Consider the following 24,668-nt stretch of genomic DNA (forward strand, 5'->3'; position numbering starts at 1 on the left):
CGTGACACACTCCTAAGACTAAGGAAGACACCATAAGATCAAGCGGTCCGCAATGAAGAAAACAAAAGTAATCACTACAGAAGATATTCTATTAAAACTTTGCCAATCGGTTTCCACTGTCCTGACATCTGCAACAGAATCTAGCGTTACCTATTCGGCCATGGTTCAGAAGATAACAAAAACCACACTTAAGCCGGACTACGGTTGCTTTGTTTTATTTGATGGCGGATTTTCGGGATTGGTGGTGATTAACTTTACTTCCAAAGCCGCCCTAGAGCTTTATACCAACTACATGCGCAACATGGGCATGCCTGAAGAGGAGCTGGCCATTCACCACAACTCTGACGAAGTGGGCGATGTGCTCGGTGAGTTGATGAACCAACTGGTCGGTGATTTCACGAATAAAGTGCGTAAAGAGCTGCAAACCAACATTACTCAAAACCAACCAAAGATGCTGTCTATCAACAAGCAAGTGGTGCTCTCTGTAGACACTAACTTGGAGCGCCCACAAGCGAGACGCGTTACCTTCTCGACAGAAAACAACAATATCTTCTATCTTGAGTTTGCGATGGATAAGACGGAATTTATTCAAATGGAAGAGTTTGAAATTCAGCCAGACGAGTGTCCGGACGCTATAATTGAGAAAGCTCGAACGGCTCAATCTGAGAAAGCCAAACCCAAAGCAGAAGCAGTCGACGACAACCAAGATCTCCTCGATCAACTCGGGCTGTAAAACGCACCTTCTTTGAATTTCTGTATGGCTGTGTGAAGTTTCATAGCCATACACACCTATTGTAACACCCTTCCACTTTTGCATAAAAGTCGCTAAAATATCCCCCCTTTTTCTTCCACGGTTGAGAAACTTCAGGTTGTCGATGGATAAACAAAAAGCCCTCAAAAAGATCGCTAAATGTCTAGAGCTAGGCAACTCAGCGAACGTCAATGAAGCCGCAAACGCCATCAAAATGGCGCACAGGCTTATGTTGAAATATGGTCTCGATAAAGATGATATCGAGTTCATCAAGATGGGTAAGACGCAATCCACTCACCTGCTTCCGACCAACATCAGCTCAACCTTGCTGCGTGTTATTCGTGGTATCAACACCAAGTTTGGTGTTGAAGCTGTCCTACTAAATCACAAAGGGCTAAAACGCGTCGAGTTTATCGGCGAGGCGGATCGCGCTATCTTTGCGGCCTTTGCGTTTGACATCATTTACCGCGAAATGAACGAGCAGACAGGTCAGTTTAGAAATAGTTTTGCCGGCTCTGGCACGTCTACAACCGAAGTAACACGCCGTGTGAACTCTTTTGTCTCTGGTTGGATTGAGGGAGCGCTTGAAAAGCTGCCAGTCATCACACCAGATGACGAGTCAGCAAACAAGATCAATAACTACATAGATAAAGAGTTTAAAAACATCGACCGTGAAACCTTCAAACAGCAATTAAAAGAAGCGATGAAGAACATCACAGCGGACTATGAAGTCGGTCTCAAAAAAGGTCGAAAGGTGTCAGTTAACCGCCCTATTGACGGTGCGCAGGCTCCAAAACTACTGAAATAAACACCTATCTAACTTGCCAATGGAGTGCAGAATAGATGCTTAAAAGCTTGGCGACTCACCAACGTAGCATGCTGCTTTTTCTCGTATTATTCTGCCTTCCATACTCCGCCCTAGCGTCTACGGAGGCGCTCGAAAAACAAGCCTTACTTAACAATGCCGATGCCCAATATCAACTAGGTCTGGCCTACGAAACAGGTGAAGGTGTTAAACGCGACCTGACAAAAGCAGCACACTGGTATCAACAAGCCAGTGAGAATGAACATCCCGCCGCGACTTTTAACTACGCTCAAGCGCTAGAGTTTGGTCGAGGTGTTCAAGCCAATCCATCAAAAGCCGCGCTACTCTATACTAAGCTCGCGGTTCAAGGTGACGTTTCTGCACTCGGAAAAGTCGCGAAACTCTATCAACAAGCTGCGGTAGACATTCCTAACGAAGACCAAGCGGTTTTGTGGTACTCCCTTGCGAAAGATGCTTCGCCTAGCTATCAAGAAGCTTATGACGCCGCGCTTCAAGCGCAGTTCAATGCTCAGCAGTTGCGACAGATAGAGGCACTGAAACAGCAAGAGCAAGCAAACACACCTCAAACGTTTACTCACATACCCTCGTCGGAGGCGATCTCTTCAGATTGGCGTTGGTTAATCCACGCGAGCTACCTTGTCTTGATCGGAGCAATCATAGCTATTGGAGTTTATCTACAAAGACAAACAATGCGTGCGTCCAATGATCATGAATTGAACCTCGGACAGCTAAAACAAAACCTCGCTAAACAACAACAGATCATCAAAACATTGCAAAAACAACTTAAATCGGCAACCGAACAACTGCGCAGTCGCTCGACTGATTCCCAAAACTCAAGCTCCCAAAGCCCACATTCAACAGTAAGGGATGCCTACCTTCGCTTCGGGCTCAACATAAATGAACCACCTACTGCAAGACAGATCAAGGCGCGCTACAAACAGTTGAGCCGTATCTATCACCCAGATGCCCAAGGTAGTGAAGAAGAGATGAAGCAGCTTAACCTTGCACTGAACACGCTTACCAACCATCTAAAGAGTCGATAATCGCTATTTAAACTGGCGGTTTTATAACCAAATCTGCACAATGCCGCTTTTTATGAAACATATATTTAACATTCCTATTGGTTTTGTGTCATAATACTCCGCGAAAATAACACCCAGACAGATAAGGGTGGGGAGTAATAATGTACGTATTCACTAAAGAAGGTATCTGTGACTGGTGCCACACACCAAGTTATGTCACTAAACATGAGTATATTGACGGCAAGTGCCATCACTCTTGCGAGCAATGTTTAAGTTTTGCCGTTATGGATGTCAGGCAGTTTAATCTCGCAGAAATCGAGCTTCGCAACAAAATGACCGCTCAACCATAAATGAAATGCCATGCGCCTCTGTTAACAGAGGCGTTTTAGTCTCTAGCCCCTCAAACTCCCTACACCCCGCTCATTTCATTGCTTGCCAACAGACGCACTATACAGTGGTTATACAGTACTTTTACTCCAAACTACTGTTGTTACATCATCTCACGCTAAAAACTCACGATAACCTAAAATTTAAATTCATTAAAATTCAGACACTTAAATTTAACTGAGTTTTTAATGAACAAAAAATGCTTGATCTTTCCCCTGCAAAAAACTACTGTATAACCATACAGCATGTATAAAGGAACAGGGTTATGTTACTCAACAATCAAATTCGCTCTCAATACAATGTTTCACGTACTTACAACGCATTCGGTAGCAACATCGCGTCACAAGGCATTCAGGATGAGGTTCTTGAAAAGTTATCGAAGCTAACGTCTAGACCACAGTGGATTTTGATGACAGCGGAATGCCCTCGCCCTTCTGCAGGACAAGCACTTCATTTTCATAAGTTGGGTAAACATATGGTTCAAATGAAACCTTCTGCTAGTTTGACGCAATATCAAGTTGTCGAAAAAGCAATCCGCTCTGGAAACGCATGCGCCATTATCGCCAACGGTCAGTTCAGTACCCAAGAGCAAGCGACTTTGAATGCACTCGCATTAAGCCAGCAATGTGAAGTTGTCTTTTTATCTGGCGAACGTTACCTGCATTAATACGCCTCTTTTCAGACTCGAGGCAGTGAATCTGCCTCGAGACGTACGTACATTACCGCTCACACAATCCCCCTTTACACCAACCTAAAGCCGTCTTTTTAAACAATTGACTCTATAACATAAACAAATTGCGCAAACGTTTGCTTTTTCTCTGGCAGGATCAACCAGTTCTGGTATGATGCGTGGCAATAATGAGTGTTACCACTCTTCCACTTGTTGTCGCTGTTGTCGCGACCTTACATTAGATAGGAATGTCTCCATGAGTCTTGCTGATCAAGTTCTTGCCGTAAACGACGATCTCCCAATTCGCACTAACAAACCAGTTCATAGTGGTAAAGTGCGTTCTGTATATTGGCTGACTGAAGAAGATAGCCGCCGACTTATCAAAGAGAAAGGCTACGACGTAGCAGAAGACGCACCACTTGCGATTATGGTTATCAGTGACCGAATTTCAGCTTTTGATTGCATTTGGCACGGCGAAGGGGATCTTCGAGGTGTTCCTGGTAAAGGCGCAGCGCTTAATGCGATTTCAAATCACTGGTTCCAACTTTTCAAAGATAACGGTTTAGCGGATAGCCATATCCTGGACATCCCTCACCCATTTGTTTGGATCGTTCAAAAAGCTAAACCAGTCATGATTGAAGCTATTTGTCGTCAATACATCACTGGCTCAATGTGGCGTGCCTATGAGAAAGGCGAGCGAGAGTTTTGCGGTATTACGCTACCAGAGGGTCTAGAGAAAGACTCGAAGCTGGAAGATATTCTTATTACACCGTCCACAAAAGGTATCTTGCGCGGTATTCCAGGCGTTCCTGAAGCAGATGATGTCAACATCACTCGCCAGAACATTGTCGACAACTTCGAATCATTCAACTTTAGCAATGCAGCTGACATTGATGGCTATGAGAAGTTGCTTAAAGAAGGCTTTGGCGTTATCAGTAATGCACTTGAAGCGATTGACCAAACGTTTGTTGATACCAAGTTTGAATTCGGCTACGTAACGGATTCAAAGGGCAAAGAAAAGCTAATCTATATGGATGAAGTGGGCACACCTGACTCATCACGTATCTGGGATACGAAAGCCTACGAAACAGGAAGCATCGTTGAAAACTCAAAGGAAGGCTTCCGTCAGTTCCTGCTAAACCACTTCCCAGATCCTGATATCCTTCTAAATAAAGAGCGCATGCCAGAGCGCGAAGCACTTGCGAAAGACAATGCATTGCCGCTAGAAGCACTAATGGATGTATCACGTACTTATACTGGTATCGCAGAAAAGATTACGGGTCGTGAGATCAAGCTAAGCGAAAATCCAAAACAAGAGATCATCGATATCTTGCGTGCCGAATACGACTTAATTGCAGACTAGTACCGCCTCACTGTAAAGAAATTCAGCACCAAAAAGGGGGAGCATAGCGCTCTAATGCCGTTCACTTAAGGTGAGCGGCATTGTTTTTTCTAGGGTATCGGCATGGTTTTTTCTTCACTACTCTAGGGAAGGATCTTTCCCGTCTTGGCTCTAATATTAAACTCTCGCTTATTGAGTAAAAGTTCTGGAGTTGCCTAGGTATTGCTCCTGGTGACGAATATGGAAGGCCTACTAGTAAGCGCATAATATGGGCTAATGCACCGTTGAAGCTTAGTTGGTATGGCAGGTAATCTCCATTCAACGTGTGACACATTTGAACCATTTGATACCTGACCAAGTTATACGTTAGCAAGATCCCCCATAGCTCCTGCTTCACTAATTCTGGAAGTCGACTTCTTAGTGTAAGTCGGTTGCCAAGCATATATTGTTTTTGTTCTCTGTATCCGAGCTCAATTTCCCAGCGGTATCCATAAAGACCAACTATGTCTGACTTTGGGTAAAGCATCGGGTCGGTCATTGAGGTAAGAACATCATATGACTTGCCATTCTTGACCTTCGTGATTAGACGGACAACAACTTCTCGTTCTAGCGTTGGCCATTTCTTGCGAGCTTGCGGATTACTCTTCAGTTTAATGAGTTTATCTTGTCGACCAAGGGACTGAACGACTTCGTAATTTAATCCCTTTTTCATTGGGATGAGCCAATGTCGATTTACACCTTTAGCGCTCCACTCTTGAAGTAACCCAAGAGAGTAAAAGCCTTTATCGAAAAGGGTTAGACTGTTATCGGGAGTCGTTTCTATTAGTTGCTCGGCCAGCGTCATTTCATTCACGGTATAACAGCCGAAAGCGCTGCCTGTTATTAGATGACTGCTTAGTTCCATCTGGCACACCATACGTAGCTGAGGGTACTGTGTTTCTTTACCATCACGATTGGTAGGCTTTGCAAAAGCCTCGGCGTTATCATTAGTATCTTCTGTTCGCCACAAAACCCCATCAACACCAAGCAGTGTGAGTCCGTTCCAGTTGGGTAGTCTTGCATGCTCAAACCAATGCCTTTGCGTACACTTAAATAGGGCTTTAGCCGCGGATTCACCGAGATTTTTTCTACGCTGTGTCAATGCACTCGGGGCAACAAACGGTTTACCTGAACGGTCGACAATATCAAGCATATTGGCGATATCAGCCATAGATTTGTGGTTATAAATAGCCATTCCGACCAAAAGCCATGCCATCGATTCCAAAGTCAGTTTTCGCTTTCTAAGAGTGACTGTGTCTGTCAGCTCATAGGCATCTTTGATTAGCTCAATCGGTAGGAGGTCTGCGAGAGTTTCGACTTGATTCGGTTTGTAGTTATTTATGATATCGAGGGCTTGAGAAACGTGCATAAAAAAATCCGATAAACAGGGTCTATCGGATTTTTACACACTGGAGGGATCATTCAATTGATCTGCCGATTAATGTTTAACTGATCGGCATTAGAGCATAGCGCTCCCCCTTTTCATTGGTTCGAACATTGTTAACTACGCGCATATTGGGGTATTTACATGGCTAACTAAGTCTCAATTTAGCATCGACGAAGCTAATGCTAAGCATGGATCACTGCGATCAGTAGATCTTCATCGGGCACCGCAGTAATACTCGCATTCCCTTTGGCTTGTATCGTCTCTATTTGATCGGCATCGAGTGAATAAGGCATTATCACTTGTAGGCAATCAATATGCTCATCTCGAGCAAGTCGAATTAACGACACTAGGTTGGATTCATCACTACGACTGGTTGATAAAGACTGAAGCGCCATCTCCCATAAGCGGCTGTCTGGGTCACTATCTTGTTTGGTGGTCTCTTTCCAAGCCTCACCGAACACTGGAGCCACAGAAGCTAACGCCTCTAGGAAAGTCCATTTTTTACTGCACGATTCGCCGAGAAAACTGGTGTAATCAAACTCCACTGGCGATTTTTTATCATCACACATCTTCACTCCCGATTGCAGAATGCTACTTGATTACTATCATTCAAGCTTGCTTATATAGCAATAGGATATATAAAAACGGTCTTTTATAGCCCTTTTGCGATGTGAAAAGTGATATAAAAACCCAATACGCAACATCTTCTGAACATTCGCTCAGCAATAGGCAAATTGTTGTGTAACCTGCCTTGACACCTCGCTAACGGACACTACCTCAAGTCTAGCACTCTGCTTGCTTTTCGGTACTTCACTCGCCATCCCGACCAAGCAGGCAGCTCTTTGCGTTTAGGGTCATCTTTTCTTGATCCCGAATGATGACTGACTTCAACTAGTTTACCTTTACCGAAGTACTCAACCGTCAGTGTCAAACCACTCAATTGAATAACAAGCGGATACTTAGCGGCGAAGTCGGCATACTTCCATTCAGGAATGCCTTCAAACTCAAAGTCATTCGCATCGATAAGTTCAAGATCGTCGAAGCTTTCAACGCCAAGTTTGTCAAGTCTACTTTGTAACCAGAGAGACAGCTCTCCAGTCTCATAGCTCTGCCCTTGCCCCAACCCTAGTTCAAGATACAGTTTCCAATGCGCCATTTTTGTCGATAATTCTTGTGCTAACCCAGGGAATAGTTGTCCACTCATTATCGCATCAGCAATAACCGCAAGTGCGGCTTCTCCCTGAGGTTCACTTTCTCGTTTAGCAATTGTTCTTCCTGCATAAACTAGGGTTTCAGTGGTAATGAGGCCTGCTTCCGTCTCAACGGTCTCTCCAGCAACCCACTCACCTATCGAAAGCTCACGTAGCAAGGAGAGTTCAACCGGAACTAGCAAGGTTCCCAAGGTCATCGTCTGTTTCACACCGCGCCCTGGTAGGGAGTGCGTTGATAACACCAACGCAGATTCTGCATTACTCTTGAGTCGACTAGAGCGACCCAACAAGACCTCAATCAACCCATTACCAAGCGCCTCGCGTCGTCTCTCTCGACGCACAAACAACAACGTTGGATTGGCATTGATCATCTGCTTGATCCATTCACTTCGATCGTATCGCGATGCGACTTCTAGACTCGGCAGCTCAAATACCGATCGCATTTGCTCAGACAAACCTTGCGCTTCGCGCAGAGCATCTTGATCTGCGCTGACGCCAGAGAAGCTCTCGCCACGCAGTAAACCAACCATGATTTGCGCATCGCATCCAAACGGCTCTTCGATATCCAAGCGTTCAAGTGCTTCTTCGTTAGATGTCAGTTGATACAACTTGCCCGTGGTGCAGATTGCTGCGGTCAGATCAATCATGACCTCTTTCAGCGCCTTAGTTGGCATCTTAGTGACAAGGTCGGCATAGATAGCATCAATTGGCAGTGGAGCAAGATTTCGCCCATGCTCGGTAATGCCATTATCATCAATCGCCCCTAGCTCTTTGAGCTGCATTTTTGCCGAGGCTAACGATTTGTCCGGTATAGTATCGATAAAACTCAGAGTCTCTAACTCGTGCCCACAAACCGCGGAAGCCAGCATTGGCTCCACGATAGACTCGCGTTGCAACTCCGGTGGCGTTACCGACTCTAATGCTGCATGCTCTCCATACAAACGTACACAAATACCATTCATCACGCGTCCTGCGCGGCCCGACCGCTGCGACGCGCTCACTTTTGAAATGTGAGTGAGCATGAGCGTCGTTTGACCATTTCGCTGGACATTACGACGCTCTAACCCTGAATCTATCACTAGCCCGATATTGGGAATGGTCAGCGACGTCTCAGCAACATTAGTAGCCAGTACCACTTTGCGCTTGTCTTGTGTGGTCATGGCTAAGCTCCGCTCATAATCCGTCACTGAGGCATGCAGCGGCGCTACAAGGATGTCGTCAGTATCACAGAGAGGAGCCAACGCAGTTCTAACTTGTTGTATCTCTTTTCTGCCAGGTAGAAACACCAAGATATCACCCGATGTTTCACCAAGTTGCTCTATCACTTCTTGCTTAATTCGCGTTTCTAGATGACTGCTGTCAGGCAACTGTCGACTGTCATCGCGTCGATGTTGAATATCCACGTCATAAACACGACCACTTGCCACCAGCCGCTCGGCATTGAAGTAACGTGCTAACTTCTCCCCCTCGATTGTCGCAGAGGTAATAATGGTTCGGTGTGACTGCTTCTGTTTGAGTAATGCCACCAACAGATCGGTATCCCAGCGACGCTCATGAAACTCATCCACGATAACAACCGAATATTCAGCTAACTCGTTCTCCGCGTACCAACGTAGTGCCACCCCAGGCGTTACGAATACTACCTGAGATTCCGCGGTAAAACGGTTTTCTAGCTTGATGGCGTACCCTATTTTTTCTCCGACTTTCTCTCCTAGAGACTCAGCTAAAAATTCGGCAAGTGAGGTGCAAGCGATTCGACGCGGCTCAACGACGAGGACTTTACCCAGCTCCATTGCCCAAAGCGGAAGTCTTGTAGACTTGCCCGACCCTGTCTCTGCTTCAACAATAAGGTGGGAATGTGCCAGCGTTTGCTTCACATCTTGTTCAATAGAATCAATAGGTAAGGTCATTGTACTTTCTGAAATCTCGGTCGGATGTCGAGAGTATACCTGTTGCTGCCGCAAGGTGCAGTACAACCTCAGTCAGCGATAGGATTTTTACGTGATATTTTCTACAATTAGTTAACATTTGCACTTCGCTTAATCTCTTAATTTGTGTTAAATTAGCGCGCTAATTGTTCCTATTTCCCGAATGACTGTTCCCATATCAGGTAACCTAATGAACAACAACAAACGACCGCTTTACATCCCTTACGCAGGTCCTGCGCTTCTTAGTACTCCATTACTCAATAAAGGCAGTGCTTTCACTTCAGAAGAGAGAATGTCTTTTAACCTAGAAGGTCTTCTTCCAGAAACGACAGAGACCATTCAAGAGCAAGTAGACCGTGCTTACAAGCAGTACACTAGCTTTGAAAATGACATGGATAAGCACATCTATCTGCGCAATATCCAAGACACGAACGAAACCCTTTTCTACCGTTTAGTTCAGAATCACATCTCGGAAATGATGCCAATCATTTACACCCCAACTGTAGGTGCAGCATGTGAGAACTTCTCGAACATTTATCGTCGTGGTCGTGGCCTGTTCATCTCTTATCCAAATCGTGATCGCATCGATGACCTACTCAACAACGCACGTAACCACAATGTTAAAGTCATTGTTGTAACCGACGGTGAACGTATCCTCGGTCTTGGTGACCAAGGTATCGGTGGTATGGGGATTCCAATTGGTAAGTTGGCACTGTACACCGCATGTGGTGGTATCAGCCCAGCTTATACACTGCCAATCGTTCTTGATGTGGGTACGAACAACCCGCAACGCTTAGCAGACCCAATGTACATGGGCTGGCGTCATCCTCGTATCACGGGTGATGAGTATCGCGCGTTCGTTGAAGACTTCATCCAAGCTGTACAGCGTCGCTGGCCAGATGCACTGGTTCAATTCGAAGACTTTGCTCAGAAAAATGCAATGCCACTTCTTGAGCGCTACAAAGATCGAATCTGCTGCTTCAACGATGACATCCAAGGTACCGCTGCTGTCACTGTTGGTTCGCTATTAGCAGCTTGTAAAGCGGCTGGCAGTAAACTGTCAGAGCAACGTGTAACGTTCCTTGGTGCAGGCTCTGCTGGTTGCGGTATTGCTGAAGCAATTGTGGCGCAAATGGTGTCTGAAGGCATTAGTGACGAGCAAGCTCGCTCACAGGTCTTCATGGTTGACCGCTGGGGTCTATTACAAGAAGGCATGCCAAACCTGTTGGACTTCCAGCAGCGTCTGGTACAAAAACATGAGCACACGCAAAACTGGGAATCAGAGAACTCTGGTTTCTCGCTTCATGACGTAATCAAAAATGCTAAGCCAACTGTGCTTATCGGTGTATCAGGTGCACCTGGCCTATTTAGCAAAGAGATCATTCAGGAGATGCATCAGCATTGTGAGCGTCCGATTGTGTTCCCACTGTCGAACCCAACAAGCCGTGTTGAAGCGACGCCGAACGACATCCTTCGTTGGACTAACGGCCAAGCACTCGTGGCAACAGGTAGTCCATTTGACCCTGTTGTCGTCGAAGGTAAAACCTACCCAATCGCACAGTGCAACAACAGCTACATTTTCCCTGGAATTGGCTTAGGTGTCCTTGCTGCTCAAGCATCTCGCGTAACCGACGAAATGCTAATGGAATCTAGTCGTGCACTGGCTGAGTGCTCTCCACTGGCACAAAAAGGCACTGGTCAGCTACTTCCGCCTCTAGAAGAGATTCATCTGGTCTCTAAGCGCATCGCTTTCGCTGTCGCTAAAAAAGCCATTGAACAAGGCGTGGCGAAAGAGTGTTCAGATGAAACACTACGCAAAGCCATCGAAGAAAACTTCTGGCAGCCAGTTTATCGTAAATATAAGCGTTCAGCGTTCTAACCTGAATCAATGTCACATGAAGGCTCTTGTTATCAAGAGCCTTTTTTTTGTTTAATGAGCCGCTAATTATGAAAAAGGAACCCTTCAATGTTGGATCTATTCGCTCCAGGTGGCAAGTTACTCTCTCCTTACCTTCTTGAAATCTCTACCGCGCTAGTAGCCTGTGCGCTGGTTGTCCTCGGTGCTGACATTAATCGTTTGATGCGTAACGTATTACGTGATACTAATTTCGTTATTCGGACAGGCTGTTTTATACTTCTTAACGCGTTTGGTTATGGATTGATCATCATAAAAGCCACGCCAGTATTAAAGAGTACTCTCAATAATATCGAACCCGGTTTGATGTTTTCCATCGTGGTTCTAAGCTTTGTAGGTATCGGCATTTGGGCTCAAAGGAATCGACAGATTTAGTGACCTTAAGATTTAACAAGGAATCTTGGCAATTAGGTAATGTTCTCCCGTTTTTGAAACGGTGCGTTCGCGTGCTTGCCATCACCTTGGTGTTATTTGTTGTTTTGGTTGTCACCGTCGATCGCTGGGTGAGCTGGCAAGCCGAAGATCACTTGGTGACATCTATTGAAGAAGTGGACAATGTGCAAGTCGCTGTCGTGCTTGGAACCAGTAAATACTTAGGCCGCACACTCAACGAATACTACTCACATAGGATAGATGCCGCGATCAATCTGTATAACGAAGGCAAGGTGTCCCACTTTTTGTTGAGTGGCGATAACGCCCATCGCTCTTACAATGAGCCATGGACCATGAAGAGAGACCTCCTTAGAGCAAATGTGCCAGAGCCTGCAATTCACCTAGACTACGCCGGTTTCAGAACCCTAGACTCTATTGTTCGTGCCAAAAAAATCTTCGACACCGATAACTTTCTTATCATTACTCAGAAATTTCACTGTGAGCGTGCATTGGTGATTGCGCAGCACTATGACATTAATGCCAAGTGTTTAGCGGTCTCAGGTCCTGTTTCGAAAACAGGCTACTCAGTACGACTTCGCGAAGTATTTGCGCGCACGAAGGCGATGCTTGATCTGTATGTCATGAACACTCAGCCTAAGTTTCTTGGTCCCAAAGAGCCTATCGTTACGAGCGATGAGTTTATTGGACCGCTGCTTCCTAGTGAGCAAAACGAAGCCAACTAGTTTCTATACCCCGTTGATATAAGGATTTTTTAGCTTGAATTTGCTAGCATGACAGTACAATCAAAATAAAGAGTAATGTCATGTCACTACTAGCTTCAGGGACGCTGTCTAAAATGCGCGCTTCCCTAGAATCCACTGTTCAATACCGACTTCCGGTTGGTGATGAAGAGGTTGACCTTTCACCATTGATCGGTAAGACCATCACCCTAAACCACACGGGCAATATCTTTTGCGCCTCTTGCGGCAAAAAAACCAAAAAGAGCTATTCACAAGGGCATTGTTTTGTCTGCATGAAGAAGCTAGCAAGCTGCGACATGTGCATCATGAAGCCGGAAACCTGTCACTATGATGAAGGGACTTGTCGTGAACCTGAATGGGGCGAAGCCAACTGCATGGTTGACCATTTTGTTTACCTTTCAAACACGTCGAGTCTAAAGGTTGGTATTACGCGTCACACTCAAATCCCAACGCGTTGGATTGATCAAGGGGCGACACAAGGTCTACCTATCCTAAAGGTCAAAACGCGCCAGATCTCTGGCTTAATTGAAGTAGAGCTGGCGAAGCACATCGCAGACAAAACAAACTGGCGTACACTGCTTAAACAAGATGGTGAGCCATTAGAGTTAGTTGACCAAGCGAAAGCACTTTTGCCACTTGTTGCGGATAAAATTGAAGAGATTCGTGCAAAATACGGTGAAGACGCTGTAGTTGTGCTCGATGAGTGTATTACTCCACTGAGTTATCCGGTAAACACCTATCCGACCAAAATTACATCGCATAACTTTGATAAGCAGCCGTTAGTGACGGGCTTGCTACAAGGCATCAAGGGGCAGTACCTGATCCTTGATACTGGTGTGATTAACATTCGTAAATTCACATCTTACGAAGTAGAAGTCAGCGCTGAGTAACACTTATCACTCGTAACGCTAAAAAACAGCCCGTGTAATGCGGGCTGTTTTTTTTAATTAAAGACTTTCAAGCGTATCGAAGAACCGGTCTACTTCTTCCAACGTGTTGTAGTGCATAAATCCAACACGAAGTACGCCACCTTTATCTTCCAGTCCTAGTTGTCTCACCAAACCTAGAGCATAGAAATGCCCATTCCACACGCAAAGGTTATGCTCACCTAGTGTTTTGGCAAGCAGCTCTGGTGAGTGCGTAGAAGATCGCAGAGCAAAGGTTGGAGTGCGCTTAAGATGATCGCAATTCTCTGTTCCATAAAGCGAGAGTGATTCAACCTTTTGTAATCGCTGTAAGAAATAGCGGCTTAATTGCTCTTCATGAGCGCTAATATCCTTCATGGCGCTGACTAACTTCTGTCGGAGTGAATCCCCTTCTCCCCAAGACACCAGATAGTTCACAGCGGCAATAAATCCTGCGAGTGCTTCAAAGTTCTGAGTACCCGTTTCAAACCTTCCCGGACCAATATCTGTCGCTGGTTCAACCTTGTATGGACGAAGAGATTGCAACCAATCAGAGGCTACGAACGCCACGCCCAAGTGAGGACCAAAGAACTTGTATGCCGAGCATACAAGAAAGTCGCAACCTAGTGCCTCTACATCCACAAGGCCGTGCGGTGTATAGTGAACGGCATCAACATAAACAGCAGCGCCATAGCGCTTTGCCATCTCAACGACGCGACGAATATCCGTGATAGTGCCTGTTGTGTTTGAGGCATAAGTAATGGCAATCAAGCGCGTCTTTTCATTGAGTAGTGATTCAAGGTGAGCTAAGTCCACTGAGCAGTCTTTTGGATCCACTTTCGCTTGCTTAACTGTTGCCCCTTTATCTTCTGCCGCTTGCTCCCAACTCGACACATTAGAGTAGTGATCAAGTGCGGTTACGATCACTTCATCTCCAGCTTGCCAATCACGAGAAATAGCGCGGCTCAACTGGAATGTTAGTGACGTCATATTGGCGCCGAACACAATATTGTCCGCCGTCGGTGCATTGAGAAGCGCACGAGCGTGTTCTCTCGCATCAGCAACCAACTCAACGGTACGTTTGCTCGAAAAGTAATGACCACCGAGGTTTGAATTATAGAAGCCCAAGTACTCGTTCATGGCTGTCAGCACGCTTTGAGGAACCTGCGAGCCTCCTGGACCATCGAGAAAAACCACAGGCTTATTGTTATGAGTTTGACTCAGAGCGGTAAACTGAGCGCGAGCAGTATTAGGAGTGAAGCGCATTTTTCGGACCTTTTGCAGTAAGAACGAAGACATCCATGTAGCCTTCATGTTGCTCATCAACACAGCGAATTGGCGTCGCGTTATGCCATAAACGAGAATCATCCAAAATAGCGACTTCACCAGCGGCCAGCACTTTCTTAAAGAATGGCGCTTCCTTGTGACTGCTATAAAGCATGATGTCGCCACCAACAATGTTTTGGCGCCCGACTCCAACTAAAGCAATATGGTCAAAACCGTCTTGGTGCACGCCCTCTGGCGCTACCTCTGTTTCGTCATAAACCGCTGCGATTCGAATCTGATGGATTTCAATTTCCTGCCCATTCGGCAGGTCATTAGTGCGCACAAATAGAGACACAAGTTCTTTCATCGCATCGCTTTGCAATGTCGATGCTAGAACTGGCTCAAACTGCCTGACGACATCGCCTTGAAAGTGATTGTAGTGCTCTGATTGCACAAAGCTGCTATCTCCCGTATCTAGGATCTCACCATCGCGGTAGTTAATAACAGAGTATCGACGCAAGCGATATTGACCATCTGCATGTTGAGTATTAGGTAAGGTTGCAAAAGTCGGTGCTAACTGTTCGATTGCTCGTCCACTAAGACTAGTGAGATGTAAGGTACTTTCGCTCGAGTGCAGCATCATTAACTCCATTTAATGTTATGTTGAATTCCGATATTTCACACTTTATTTACATATCATTAAATATCACTAATCCTGCAAGATCAACTTTTGACAGCACCAAACTCCACCAAAACCTACATTTAAGATGATATAACCGGAATTTGCACCCTATGTAGGATTACCCTCCAATTTCAGTTCTAGCTACACTCGAAATCTAGAACAGTTCACTAGCATAATAACCACATATATTTTATCGGGTTATTCAAAACCCAACGCAAAATAGCGTCAAGATCACAAAACCAGCAACAACCACTATATCTTCACTATATGGTAGTGATTACGACTTTCGCTATTGGATTATTGAACAACAGAAATGAATCAACTGTGGCAGCTCTGCTTTGGTTTGTGACCAATCGACCAAAATATCACCGTTCATTGCAAATCTAGTATTGATTCTTAACCCTCAACCCCAATATATTAGGTAGCAAAGCCTCACCCACCCGTGGTGTTGATAAGAATAGAGAAAGTGAGAAAAACTATGGCTGACACAAAACACTGTAAATTGCTGATCTTAGGATCTGGTCCTGCGGGTTATACAGCCGCTGTCTACGCAGCGCGAGCGAATCTAGAACCTGTACTAGTGACTGGGATGCAGCAAGGTGGCCAGCTAACCACCACCACGGAAGTTGAGAACTGGCCAGGCGATGCCGAAGGTCTAACCGGTCCACTGTTGATGGAGCGCATGCAAGCTCACGCAGAAAAGTTCGAGACTGAGATCATTTTTGATCACATTAATGAAGTCGATTTTAGCGAGCGTCCATTTAAGTTAACTGGCGATAGCCAGAGTTATACTGCCGATGCTGTCATTATCTCAACAGGAGCGTCTGCGAAGTACCTTGGTCTTGATTCAGAAGAAGCATTTAAAGGTCGCGGTGTTTCAGCATGTGCTACCTGTGACGGTTTCTTCTACCGCAACCAAAAAGTAGCGGTAGTGGGTGGTGGTAACACGGCTGTTGAAGAGGCACTGTACCTTTCAAATATCGCCTCTGAAGTACACCTTGTTCACCGTCGTGACAGTTTCCGTGCTGAAAAGATCCTAGTTAAGCGTCTAATGGACAAAGTCGAGAGCGGCAATATTGTCTTACACACAGATCGCACTCTAGAAGAAGTGGTCGGCGACGACATGGGTGTTACTGGTATTCGCATTAAAGACACACAATCCGATCTCGTTGAGCAAGTCGACGTAATGGGTGCCTTCATTGCGATTGGTCACCAGCCAAACACCTCTCTATTTGAAGGTCAGCTAGAGATGAACAACGGCTATATCGTTGTACAATCAGGATTAGAAGGCAATGCAACCCAAACTAGCATTCCTGGTGTTTATGCCGCTGGTGATGTTATGGATCACAACTACCGTCAAGCCATCACCTCAGCAGGTACTGGTTGTATGGCAGCGCTGGATGCAGAACGCTTCCTTGACGCCCAAGACTCTTAAGAGACTTGCTCTTTTCACCAGCAGCTCATCAATATTGAAAATTGAAAACCCATAGGTATAACCTCTGGGTTTTCTTTTGTATAATTGCTGGTTCTATTAATAATAATACTCATTAAGCCTTCTACATGGATAAGAAAAAACAACGGAGCTTGAATAAGTGGCTCAAAGAGCAAAGTAAGCTAGCAAAGCGCTGGCTTATGATTGCGATAGGGCTCGGCGTTCTTTCAAGTCTGTTCCTTCTCGCGCAAGCCGCGCTTATCGCCACCATTCTTCATCAACTTATTATCGAACATGTCGATAAATATGAACTAATCCCCCACTTTGGCGGACTTGTTGTCGCCGTTGCAGGACGTGCTGCCTGTGCTTGGGGTCGTGAGATTGCTGGCTTCAAATGCGGCGAACAAGTTCGTATTTACATAAGGCAGCTAATACTCGACAAGCTTAGAGAACTCGGTCCAACGTACATCAAGGGCAAACCTGCCGGTACTTGGGCGACTCTAGTACTTGAGCAAGTCGAAGAGATGCAAGAGTTCTTCTCCAAGTATCTTCCTCAAATGTCACTTGCTGTTGCCGTTCCTATTATTATTTTGGTCGTTGTATTTCCAATTAACTGGGCAGCGGGTCTTATCTTCCTTGTGACGGCTCCTCTAGTTCCTATCTTTATGGCTTTGGTGGGCATGAAGGCGGCTGATGCCAACCGCAAGAACTTCAAAGCGCTACAGCGCCTTTCTGGTCACTTTTATGACCGATTGCAATCTATGACGACAATTCGTCTTTTCAATCGCACCAACGCAGAAACGGAAGTGCTGCATGGCGCATCTGAAGTATTTCGTAAGCGAACCATGGACGTTCTGAGACTGGCGTTCTTATCTTCCGCTGTGCTTGAGTTTTTCACCTCTATCTCGATTGCAATCACCGCTGTTTACTTCGGCTTTAGTTACATTGGCGAACTTAACTTCGGTCACTACGGCGTCGGCGTTACCCTCTTTGCTGGTTTGTTTATTCTTATCTTGGCACCAGAGTTCTATCAACCACTGAGAGACTTGGGCACCTTCTATCATGCCAAGGCACAAGCGGTAGGTGCTGCGGAGAGTATTGTAGAGTTTCTTGATCTTGAAGTTGCAGACCTACCCAATGGTCAACAACCATTAAACAAGGATGCAATAACCATCAGTGCAGATAACCTCGAAGTCTACAGTCCTGACGGAACGAAGCTCGTAGGTCCTGTGAGCTTTAACCTTGATGCCAACAAAGCCACGGCGTTGGTCGGTCCTAGCGGTGCTGGCAAAACCAGTTTAATCAACGCTATTCTCGGCTTCATGCCATACGAAGGCTCGCTCAAGATAAATGGTGTTGAGCTCAAATCTTTAGACCAGCATTCATGGCGTCAAGCTATCAGCTGGGTGGGACAGAACCCATTGCTTCTGCACGGCACCATTTTGGATAACGTGACGCTTGGCAATCCTGACGTCAGCGAAGCCCGCGTTAATGACGCTCTGCTCGCTTCGTTTTCAGCTGAGTTTGTCGAAAAGCATGGCCTCAACTATCAAATTACCGACCGCTCTGGTGGTTTGTCTGTTGGCCAAGCTCAGCGCCTGGCACTGGCTCGAGCTATGGTCCAAAACGGCCAATTCTGGTTACTCGATGAACCAACGGCGAGTTTAGATGCTAAGAGTGAACGCTTGGTTACTCAAGGACTACACACCTCAACAGCGGGCAAAACGACCTTAATGGTGACGCACCAGCTTTCACAGCTTAAAGAGGTCGACAATATCCTTGTGATGAACAAAGGCCAAATTGAGCAGCATGGTGACTACACCTTGTTAGCCTCAAATGATGGTCTCTTCAGAACCATGCTTTCCGCACAACAATCTGCAAAAGCCCAAGATAAGGGGAACCTAGATGCGTGAACTTCTCCCTTACCTGAAACTGTATAAGAAGCATTGGTTTGGTCTCTCTCTCGGTATGGTACTCGCGTTCTGTACCCTGTTTGCTTCTATTGGTTTGCTGACGCTTTCCGGTTGGTTCATCTCGGCTTCGGCTGTCGCTGGTCTGACGATTGCTCGCGAAACATTTAACTACATGCTTCCCGGTGCCGGCGTGCGTGGCGCCGCTATGGCAAGAACCGCTGGCCGCTGGGGTGAGCGTGTTGTCAGCCACAATGCGACATTCAAACTACTGACTGACCTGCGCATTTTCTTCTTTAGGAAGCTGGCACCGCTTATTCCAGGTAAAGCGGTTAACATTCGCGATGCAGATATGCTTAACCGACTGGTTGCCGACGTCGATGCCATGGACCACGTCTATCTAAGACTAGTGAGCCCTATCATCGTTGGTGCTTTTGGCATCCTGTGTTTGACGGCCGTACTTTGTTGGTTTGATATGACACTGGGCTTAACACTGGGCGCTATCTTGATGCTGCTTCTCGTGCTTTGGCCAGTTATCTTCTACCGCCTTGGTAGAAGCAATGGTGAAGCACTGACTCTGAACAAAGCCGATCTCAGAATCAAAACGCTAGACTGGCTGCAAGGTTATAGCGAGTTAACTCTGTTTGGCGCTGAGTCGCGCTATCGTCAATCCATCATAGATGCCCAAAACAAGCTGCTATCGAACCAGTTTGTCCACGCTAAGATTTCTGGCATGGCTCAAGGTCTACTGATTCTGGCTAACGGCTGGTTGCTGATTCTTATGCTGTGGCTAGCGGCTGATGGTGTGGGCGGTAATCAACCTGATCCACTTATTGCGCTTATGGCATTTGCCACCATGGCGAGCTTTGAACTGCTCATGCCTATCGCAGGCGCATTCCAATACCTAGGCCAAACGCTGACGTCAGCGAAGCGTCTGAACGAAGTTATTTTGGCTGAGCCTGATGTCACCTTCCCTGCGGAGTCTGTCTCTCACGATAATGCGTTCTCAATTAAGGTGAACAACGCAACATTTCGCTATCCAGATGCGAATCAACCCGCACTAAGAGAGTTGAATCTCGATATTCCTGCTGGTCACAAGCTTGCTGTCGTTGGTCAAACGGGCTCTGGTAAATCAACATTACTGCAGCTGATTACCCGCTACTGGGACGTTAATGAGGGTTCTGTCGAGCTCGCAGGTCACGATATTCGCTCATGGAGTGAAGCTCAGCTTCGTCAATCCACCAGCATTGTGAGCCAGAAAGTCGATATCTTGAACGGAACACTACGCGACAACTTGTCGATGGCGAAACCTGACGCATCCGATGAGGAGCTCGCACAAGTGCTTGCTCAAGTTGGGCTGGAACACCTCAACCAAGACTCAGGCTTAGATGCATGGCTTGGCGAAGGCGGTCGACAGCTATCCGGAGGCGAGAAGCGTCGAGTTGGGATTGCCCGAGCCCTGCTGCATGATGCACCGATATTGCTTCTTGATGAACCTACTGAAGGCTTAGATAAGAAGACAGAGCAACAAATCATGTCGTTGTTTGAGTCGAAGTTTGCAGGTAAGACAGTGATCTTCATTACGCACCGTCTAGTGAACCTGGATACCTTTGATAAAGTTTGCCTGTTAGAAGATGGCGAGGTGCTCGAGCTTGGTCATCATGACGAGCTATTAGCTGCACAAGGACGCTACTTCGAACTGCATCAAACTCTATAGCGCACTTACCTTCACTACCAATAAAAATCCCCGTTCAAATAACGGGGATTTTTATTTTCGCTAGACCGACCATTAGTGATCGTTTGCTTGCTCAATCACTACTTCATGTACCCTAACCTGTGTAATCCGATTGTTCTTTACAGTAACAACCTCGAAAACAAATCGCTGGTAGTAAATAGCCTCACCCTCTTCGGGCAAACGACCTGATAGCCAAGTAAGGAAGCCATTTAAGGTTTGAAAACCTTCCGTTTCTTCCCCTTCAAGGACGTCTAGGTTTAGCTTGGTCTTGAATACTGAAATAGGAATCAGACCATCAAACTGCCAGCTGCCGTCTTTCCCCTTTCGTGCCGACATATGTTGTGTGGTCATGGCTAACTCACCCGCTATCGACGTTAACAGGTCATAATGAGTAACCAGACCTTGAATGTCACCATACTCATCGACCAAAAACGTCATCTCACTACTGGTCTGCTGCATATAGCTAAGTAGAGACAGTCCTTTCATCGATTCAGGAACAAACCTCGGCTTACGCAATAGCTTCACTAAGCGCTCAATGGATAGCTCGCTATATTCATCTAGTAATACCTTAGAGGAGATGGTACCGATAAGGTTATCTAACCCGCCACGACAAACCGGCCACACCGAGTGTTTAGTTTGACGAAGGTTTTTCAGTATCTCGGCTAATGGCTGCTCTATATCTAGATATTGGATCTCACATCTTGGTGTCATCAAGGACGTCGCCATTCTATCGTTGAGCTGCAATAAATTGGCGATCATCTCTTGCTCTTGAAGTTCAATAACCCCAGTTTCTGAGCCTTCCTTTACCAAAGCGACAATGTCTTCTTCAGTGACAGCGTCACCATTAGTGTCCTTTTGTCCCAACAGTTTCAACATGAGATTGGTGGAGAATGTCAGTAGAAGGACAAAAGGCTTAGTGGCGATTGAGAGCCAATAGATCGGATAGGCAACCACCACGGCAATGCGCTCAGCATTGTTCTGAGCGATTCGTTTCGGTACTAACTCGCCCACCACTATCGCAAAATAGGTGATCACCAAAACCACCCCTGTCGTTGCTAACACCGTTGCCAACTCGCGTTCCATGCCCATGCTAACAAGCCATTGCAAAATTGGCGCTGACAGAACCGCTTCACCCCAGATACCACTTAAGATACCAATAGCGGTAATGCCAATTTGAATCGTTGAAAGAAACAAGGTGGGGTCGTCTTTCAGTTTCAGTGCAGTCTGCGCAGAACCAAACTGTTCTGCGAGTTTTCTGAGTCGACCACCTTTGGCCGCCACCAGCGCAATCTCAGACATTGCAAACAAGCCGTTAAGAGCAATCAAACCAAATAAAATCAATATGTCCATAATGCCATCCGATCATCAACACACTCTCAGCATATAGAGGAATGCGAGAGAAGAGTGTGAATAATCGCATGTTCACCAGATTCTTTGATATCGAGTTTACTATGGTTACGATAAGCTTTGATTATTCAGACAAAAAAAAGGTTCATCGCGGATTAGCGGGGACTTAAAACAAAAACGGTAGTAAGTGATAAGGTTACATCGCCAAATACAACCTTGCACAAACTACCGTTTTCATGCCGAATAATACTTTCCTATCATCGTTCTGGGAAGGCTTTCATGTCGTAAAGTCTGTACAAACGTCTTCTCTTATCACGATTACTCTCAAACCCAGTACGACTGCTCGATGTGCATGTGGGCAACATGTTCAAGCCATACATGATTATCAGTGGCGCACCATTAAGGAAGCGATGATTCTTGGCGTACCTGTCGAGCTGCACCTACAAACAAGGCGTATCAAGTGCCCTGACTGCGGTATCAAAACCGAATCTATTTCTTGGCTTGAACCTTTTTGCCCGTCTTACTAACCGCTTGCGTAGTTATATTGAACAGTTGCTGCCTCTTCTCCCTATCAAACATATTTCCCAAATGACGGGTGTTCATTGGCATACCGTCAAGGAGATAGATAAGCGCCGGCTGCAAAATGTAGTGCCAGAGGTTAACTGGGCGGAGCTGCGACAGCTTGTTATGGATGAGTTTGCCCTCTTCAAGGGACATCGTTATGCCACTGTTATCGCGGATGCAAAGACGCATCAAGTACTTTGGATAGGCGTCGGACGCAGCCGAAAAGATATCCGTCCTTTTTTCGAGTTACTCGGTAAGCATGGCCAGAACATAGAAGCGGTTGCGATGGATATGAATACGGCTTTCGACCTCGAAGTGCAGCAGCATTGTCCTAACGCCCGCATTGTGTACGACTTATTCCATGTAGTCGCCAAATTTGGACGAGAAGTGATGGATAGAGTCAGAGTTGACCAAGCTAATCGACTTAAACAAGACAGGAAAGCACGTCAATGGATTAAACGTTCACGCTGGGTTCTCCTCAAAAACAGAGGCAATTTAGACAGTAAGCAGGAGAGTTATCTAAATGAGATACTGAGTATGAACAAGGACTTAATGGTGACGTATTTACTTGGCTCTCAGCTTAAAGAGTTATGGCGGTGCCAGTCAGAGAGCGAAGCGGAAGGCTTGTGGGACATATGGTGGGAGCAAGTTCAAGAAAGCGGGATCAAACCACTAATGGACTTCGCGAGAAAGCTCAAACCGTACCTTCATGGCATAGTTGCTTCTGCAAGGTACCCACTCAACACCTGTACGCTAGAAGGGATAAACAACAAGATAAAGTTAATCAAACGAATGGGCTACGGTTACCGAGATATCGATTACTTCTTTCTAAAGATAAAAGCGGCTTTCCCCGGAAAGCCGCGATGAACCAAAAAAAAGGTTCATCGCGGATTAGCGGGGACTTAAAACAAAAACGGTAGTAAGTGATAAGGTTACATCGCCAAATACAACCTTGCACAAACTACCGTTTTCATGCCGAATAATACTTTCCTATCATCGTTCTGGGAAGGCTTTCATGTCGTAAAGTCTGTACAAACGTCTTCTCTTATCACGATTACTCTCAAACCCAGTACGACTGCTCGATGTGCATGTGGGCAACATGTTCAAGCCATACATGATTATCAGTGGCGCACCATTAAGGAAGCGATGATTCTTGGCGTACCTGTCGAGCTGCACCTACAAACAAGGCGTATCAAGTGCCCTGACTGCGGTATCAAAACCGAATCTATTTCTTGGCTTGAACCTTTTGCCCGTCTTACTAACCGCTTGCGTAGTTATATTGAACAGTTGCTGCCTCTTCTCCCTATCAAACATATTTCCCAAATGACGGGTGTTCATTGGCATACCGTCAAGGAGATAGATAAGCGCCGGCTGCAAAATGTAGTGCCAGAGGTTAACTGGGCGGAGCTGCGACAGCTTGTTATGGATGAGTTTGCCCTCTTCAAGGGACATCGTTATGCCACTGTTATCGCGGATGCAAAGACGCATCAAGTACTTTGGATAGGCGTCGGACGCAGCCGAAAAGATATCCGTCCTTTTTTCGAGTTACTCGGTAAGCATGGCCAGAACATAGAAGCGGTTGCGATGGATATGAATACGGCTTTCGACCTCGAAGTGCAGCAGCATTGTCCTAACGCCCGCATTGTGTACGACTTATTCCATGTAGTCGCCAAATTTGGACGAGAAGTGATGGATAGAGTCAGAGTTGACCAAGCTAATCGACTTAAACAAGACAGGAAAGCACGTCAATGGATTAAACGTTCACGCTGGGTTCTCCTCAAAAACAGAGGCAATTTAGACAGTAAGCAGGAGAGTTATCTAAATGAGATACTGAGTATGAACAAGGACTTAATGGTGACGTATTTACTTGGCTCTCAGCTTAAAGAGTTATGGCGGTGCCAGTCAGAGAGCGAAGCGGAAGGCTTGTGGGACATATGGTGGGAGCAAGTTCAAGAAAGCGGGATCAAACCACTAATGGACTTCGCGAGAAAGCTCAAACCGTACCTTCATGGCATAGTTGCTTCTGCAAGGTACCCACTCAACACCTGTACGCTAGAAGGGATAAACAACAAGATAAAGTTAATCAAACGAATGGGCTACGGTTACCGAGATATCGATTACTTCTTTCTAAAGATAAAAGCGGCTTTCCCCGGAAAGCCGCGATGAAAAAAAAAAGCCGCGAGTAATCGCGGCTTCGAGCAAAATCGAGAGTTGAG

At 46.0% G+C, this 24,668-nt stretch carries 20 protein-coding genes and 1 pseudogene; 15 read left to right on the plus strand and 6 right to left on the minus strand.

Going from position 1 to position 24,668, the window contains the following annotated elements; genetic code table 11:
- The first annotated feature begins 52 nt into the window (after positions 1-52).
- From AC6I8U_RS09315 to AC6I8U_RS09340, 6 genes are all read left to right on the plus strand, one after another.
- Entirely contained in the window at positions 53-733 is a 681-nt protein-coding gene (locus tag AC6I8U_RS09315) for a DUF3334 family protein (RefSeq protein WP_394152118.1), read from the plus strand.
- A 142-nt stretch (positions 734-875) separates the two neighbouring features.
- Positions 876-1,559, plus strand: coding sequence for a DUF2786 domain-containing protein (locus AC6I8U_RS09320; protein ID WP_042475466.1), 684 nt, complete (start codon positions 876-878; stop codon positions 1,557-1,559).
- Between the two features lie 35 nt (positions 1,560-1,594).
- Positions 1,595-2,620: a J domain-containing protein gene (locus AC6I8U_RS09325; protein WP_498016656.1), complete on the plus strand. Its 1,026-nt coding sequence runs from the start codon at positions 1,595-1,597 to the stop codon at positions 2,618-2,620.
- Positions 2,621-2,760: 140 nt separating this feature from the next.
- Complete coding sequence (locus AC6I8U_RS09330) at positions 2,761-2,949, plus strand: hypothetical protein (protein ID WP_234493877.1); 189 nt, start codon at positions 2,761-2,763, stop codon at positions 2,947-2,949.
- A 302-nt stretch (positions 2,950-3,251) separates the two neighbouring features.
- Positions 3,252-3,653, plus strand: coding sequence for a hypothetical protein (locus tag AC6I8U_RS09335; RefSeq protein WP_052412951.1), 402 nt, complete (start codon positions 3,252-3,254; stop codon positions 3,651-3,653).
- A 259-nt stretch (positions 3,654-3,912) separates the two neighbouring features.
- A complete protein-coding gene (locus AC6I8U_RS09340) occupies positions 3,913-5,019 on the plus strand; it encodes a phosphoribosylaminoimidazolesuccinocarboxamide synthase (RefSeq protein ID WP_498016657.1) in 1,107 nt (368 codons plus the stop codon).
- A gap of 61 nt (positions 5,020-5,080) precedes the next feature.
- On the opposite strand, the gene AC6I8U_RS09345 is transcribed toward AC6I8U_RS09340, so the two are convergent.
- From AC6I8U_RS09345 to AC6I8U_RS09355, 3 genes are all read right to left on the minus strand, one after another.
- A complete protein-coding gene (locus AC6I8U_RS09345) occupies positions 5,081-6,406 on the minus strand; it encodes an IS4 family transposase (RefSeq protein ID WP_498016658.1) in 1,326 nt (441 codons plus the stop codon).
- A gap of 200 nt (positions 6,407-6,606) precedes the next feature.
- On the minus strand, positions 6,607-6,993 hold the full coding sequence (locus tag AC6I8U_RS09350) for a transporter (RefSeq protein ID WP_498016659.1): 387 nt from the start codon (positions 6,991-6,993) through the stop codon (positions 6,607-6,609).
- A gap of 203 nt (positions 6,994-7,196) precedes the next feature.
- Positions 7,197-9,545, minus strand: coding sequence for a helicase-related protein (locus AC6I8U_RS09355; protein ID WP_498016660.1), 2,349 nt, complete (start codon positions 9,543-9,545; stop codon positions 7,197-7,199).
- A gap of 208 nt (positions 9,546-9,753) precedes the next feature.
- Here AC6I8U_RS09355 and AC6I8U_RS09360 point away from each other — a divergent pair, with 208 nt between their 5' ends.
- The 4 genes from AC6I8U_RS09360 to AC6I8U_RS09375 all read left to right on the plus strand — a co-directional run bounded on the left by AC6I8U_RS09360 (position 9,754) and on the right by AC6I8U_RS09375 (position 13,501).
- The gene (locus AC6I8U_RS09360; RefSeq protein ID WP_498016661.1) at positions 9,754-11,442 is read left to right on the plus strand and encodes an NAD-dependent malic enzyme; all 1,689 of its coding nucleotides are present in this window, start codon (positions 9,754-9,756) and stop codon (positions 11,440-11,442) included.
- Positions 11,443-11,529: 87 nt separating this feature from the next.
- The gene (locus AC6I8U_RS09365) at positions 11,530-11,853 is read left to right on the plus strand and encodes a DUF3392 domain-containing protein (protein ID WP_042475457.1); all 324 of its coding nucleotides are present in this window, start codon (positions 11,530-11,532) and stop codon (positions 11,851-11,853) included.
- Between the two features lie 80 nt (positions 11,854-11,933).
- Complete coding sequence (locus tag AC6I8U_RS09370) at positions 11,934-12,593, plus strand: SanA/YdcF family protein (protein ID WP_498018349.1); 660 nt, start codon at positions 11,934-11,936, stop codon at positions 12,591-12,593.
- An 80-nt stretch (positions 12,594-12,673) separates the two neighbouring features.
- Positions 12,674-13,501, plus strand: a complete 828-nt coding sequence (locus tag AC6I8U_RS09375) for a DUF2797 domain-containing protein (protein WP_394152104.1) — start codon at positions 12,674-12,676, stop codon at positions 13,499-13,501.
- Positions 13,502-13,558: 57 nt separating this feature from the next.
- Here AC6I8U_RS09375 and AC6I8U_RS09380 read toward each other — a convergent pair whose 3' ends face one another.
- Positions 13,559-14,782: a cysteine desulfurase-like protein gene (locus AC6I8U_RS09380; protein ID WP_498016662.1), complete on the minus strand. Its 1,224-nt coding sequence runs from the start codon at positions 14,780-14,782 to the stop codon at positions 13,559-13,561.
- Complete coding sequence (locus tag AC6I8U_RS09385) at positions 14,766-15,422, minus strand: 2OG-Fe dioxygenase family protein (RefSeq protein WP_234496094.1); 657 nt, start codon at positions 15,420-15,422, stop codon at positions 14,766-14,768. The genes AC6I8U_RS09380 and AC6I8U_RS09385 overlap by 17 nt, the downstream gene beginning before the upstream one ends.
- Positions 15,423-15,942: 520 nt before the next feature.
- On the opposite strand from AC6I8U_RS09385, the gene trxB reads away from it, so the two are divergent.
- From trxB to cydC, 3 genes are all read left to right on the plus strand, one after another.
- Positions 15,943-16,899 carry a thioredoxin-disulfide reductase gene (gene trxB / locus AC6I8U_RS09390; protein WP_128650444.1) on the plus strand — a complete coding sequence of 319 codons (957 nt, stop codon included), beginning with the start codon at positions 15,943-15,945 and terminating at the stop codon, positions 16,897-16,899.
- Positions 16,900-17,024: 125 nt separating this feature from the next.
- Positions 17,025-18,809, plus strand: a complete 1,785-nt coding sequence (gene cydD, locus AC6I8U_RS09395) for a heme ABC transporter permease/ATP-binding protein CydD (RefSeq protein WP_498016663.1) — start codon at positions 17,025-17,027, stop codon at positions 18,807-18,809.
- Positions 18,802-20,523 (plus strand): heme ABC transporter ATP-binding protein/permease CydC, encoded by a 1,722-nt coding sequence (gene cydC / locus AC6I8U_RS09400; RefSeq protein WP_498016664.1) that lies wholly within the window; start codon positions 18,802-18,804, stop codon positions 20,521-20,523. The genes cydD and cydC overlap by 8 nt, the downstream gene beginning before the upstream one ends.
- 72 nt (positions 20,524-20,595) lie before the next feature.
- On the opposite strand, the gene AC6I8U_RS09405 is transcribed toward cydC, so the two are convergent.
- Positions 20,596-21,891, minus strand: a complete 1,296-nt coding sequence (locus AC6I8U_RS09405) for a hemolysin family protein (protein WP_498016665.1) — start codon at positions 21,889-21,891, stop codon at positions 20,596-20,598.
- Positions 21,892-22,124: 233 nt separating this feature from the next.
- Between AC6I8U_RS09405 and AC6I8U_RS09410 the strand changes: the two are divergent.
- A pseudogene (locus tag AC6I8U_RS09410) lies at positions 22,125-23,319 on the plus strand (ISL3 family transposase).
- A 105-nt stretch (positions 23,320-23,424) separates the two neighbouring features.
- Positions 23,425-24,618, plus strand: a complete 1,194-nt coding sequence (locus AC6I8U_RS09415) for an ISL3 family transposase (RefSeq protein ID WP_498016666.1) — start codon at positions 23,425-23,427, stop codon at positions 24,616-24,618.
- The last annotated feature ends 50 nt before the right edge of the window (positions 24,619-24,668 follow it).

This window comes from Vibrio sp. KUL80 (genome assembly GCF_059725495.1).

Excerpts from the sequence above, each read along its gene's own strand:
- AC6I8U_RS09340 (WP_498016657.1), top strand. The coding sequence starts at position 3,913 with ATGAGTCTTGCTGATCAAGTTCTTGCCGTAAACGACGATCTCCCAATT.
- AC6I8U_RS09365 (WP_042475457.1), top strand. The coding sequence starts at position 11,530 with ATGTTGGATCTATTCGCTCCAGGTGGCAAGTTACTCTCTCCTTACCTT.
- AC6I8U_RS09360 (WP_498016661.1), top strand. The coding sequence starts at position 9,754 with ATGAACAACAACAAACGACCGCTTTACATCCCTTACGCAGGTCCTGCG.
- AC6I8U_RS09415 (WP_498016666.1), top strand. The coding sequence starts at position 23,425 with ATGCCGAATAATACTTTCCTATCATCGTTCTGGGAAGGCTTTCATGTC.
- AC6I8U_RS09315 (WP_394152118.1), top strand. The coding sequence starts at position 53 with ATGAAGAAAACAAAAGTAATCACTACAGAAGATATTCTATTAAAACTT.
- AC6I8U_RS09385 (WP_234496094.1), bottom strand. The coding sequence starts at position 15,422 with ATGCTGCACTCGAGCGAAAGTACCTTACATCTCACTAGTCTTAGTGGA.
- trxB (WP_128650444.1), top strand. The coding sequence starts at position 15,943 with ATGGCTGACACAAAACACTGTAAATTGCTGATCTTAGGATCTGGTCCT.
- AC6I8U_RS09380 (WP_498016662.1), bottom strand. The coding sequence starts at position 14,782 with ATGCGCTTCACTCCTAATACTGCTCGCGCTCAGTTTACCGCTCTGAGT.
- cydD (WP_498016663.1), top strand. The coding sequence starts at position 17,025 with ATGGATAAGAAAAAACAACGGAGCTTGAATAAGTGGCTCAAAGAGCAA.
- AC6I8U_RS09335 (WP_052412951.1), top strand. The coding sequence starts at position 3,252 with ATGTTACTCAACAATCAAATTCGCTCTCAATACAATGTTTCACGTACT.
- AC6I8U_RS09320 (WP_042475466.1), top strand. The coding sequence starts at position 876 with ATGGATAAACAAAAAGCCCTCAAAAAGATCGCTAAATGTCTAGAGCTA.
- AC6I8U_RS09405 (WP_498016665.1), bottom strand. The coding sequence starts at position 21,891 with ATGGACATATTGATTTTATTTGGTTTGATTGCTCTTAACGGCTTGTTT.
- AC6I8U_RS09350 (WP_498016659.1), bottom strand. The coding sequence starts at position 6,993 with ATGTGTGATGATAAAAAATCGCCAGTGGAGTTTGATTACACCAGTTTT.
- AC6I8U_RS09325 (WP_498016656.1), top strand. The coding sequence starts at position 1,595 with ATGCTTAAAAGCTTGGCGACTCACCAACGTAGCATGCTGCTTTTTCTC.
- AC6I8U_RS09330 (WP_234493877.1), top strand. The coding sequence starts at position 2,761 with ATGTACGTATTCACTAAAGAAGGTATCTGTGACTGGTGCCACACACCA.
- AC6I8U_RS09375 (WP_394152104.1), top strand. The coding sequence starts at position 12,674 with ATGTCACTACTAGCTTCAGGGACGCTGTCTAAAATGCGCGCTTCCCTA.
- AC6I8U_RS09345 (WP_498016658.1), bottom strand. The coding sequence starts at position 6,406 with ATGCACGTTTCTCAAGCCCTCGATATCATAAATAACTACAAACCGAAT.
- cydC (WP_498016664.1), top strand. The coding sequence starts at position 18,802 with ATGCGTGAACTTCTCCCTTACCTGAAACTGTATAAGAAGCATTGGTTT.
- AC6I8U_RS09355 (WP_498016660.1), bottom strand. The coding sequence starts at position 9,545 with ATGACCTTACCTATTGATTCTATTGAACAAGATGTGAAGCAAACGCTG.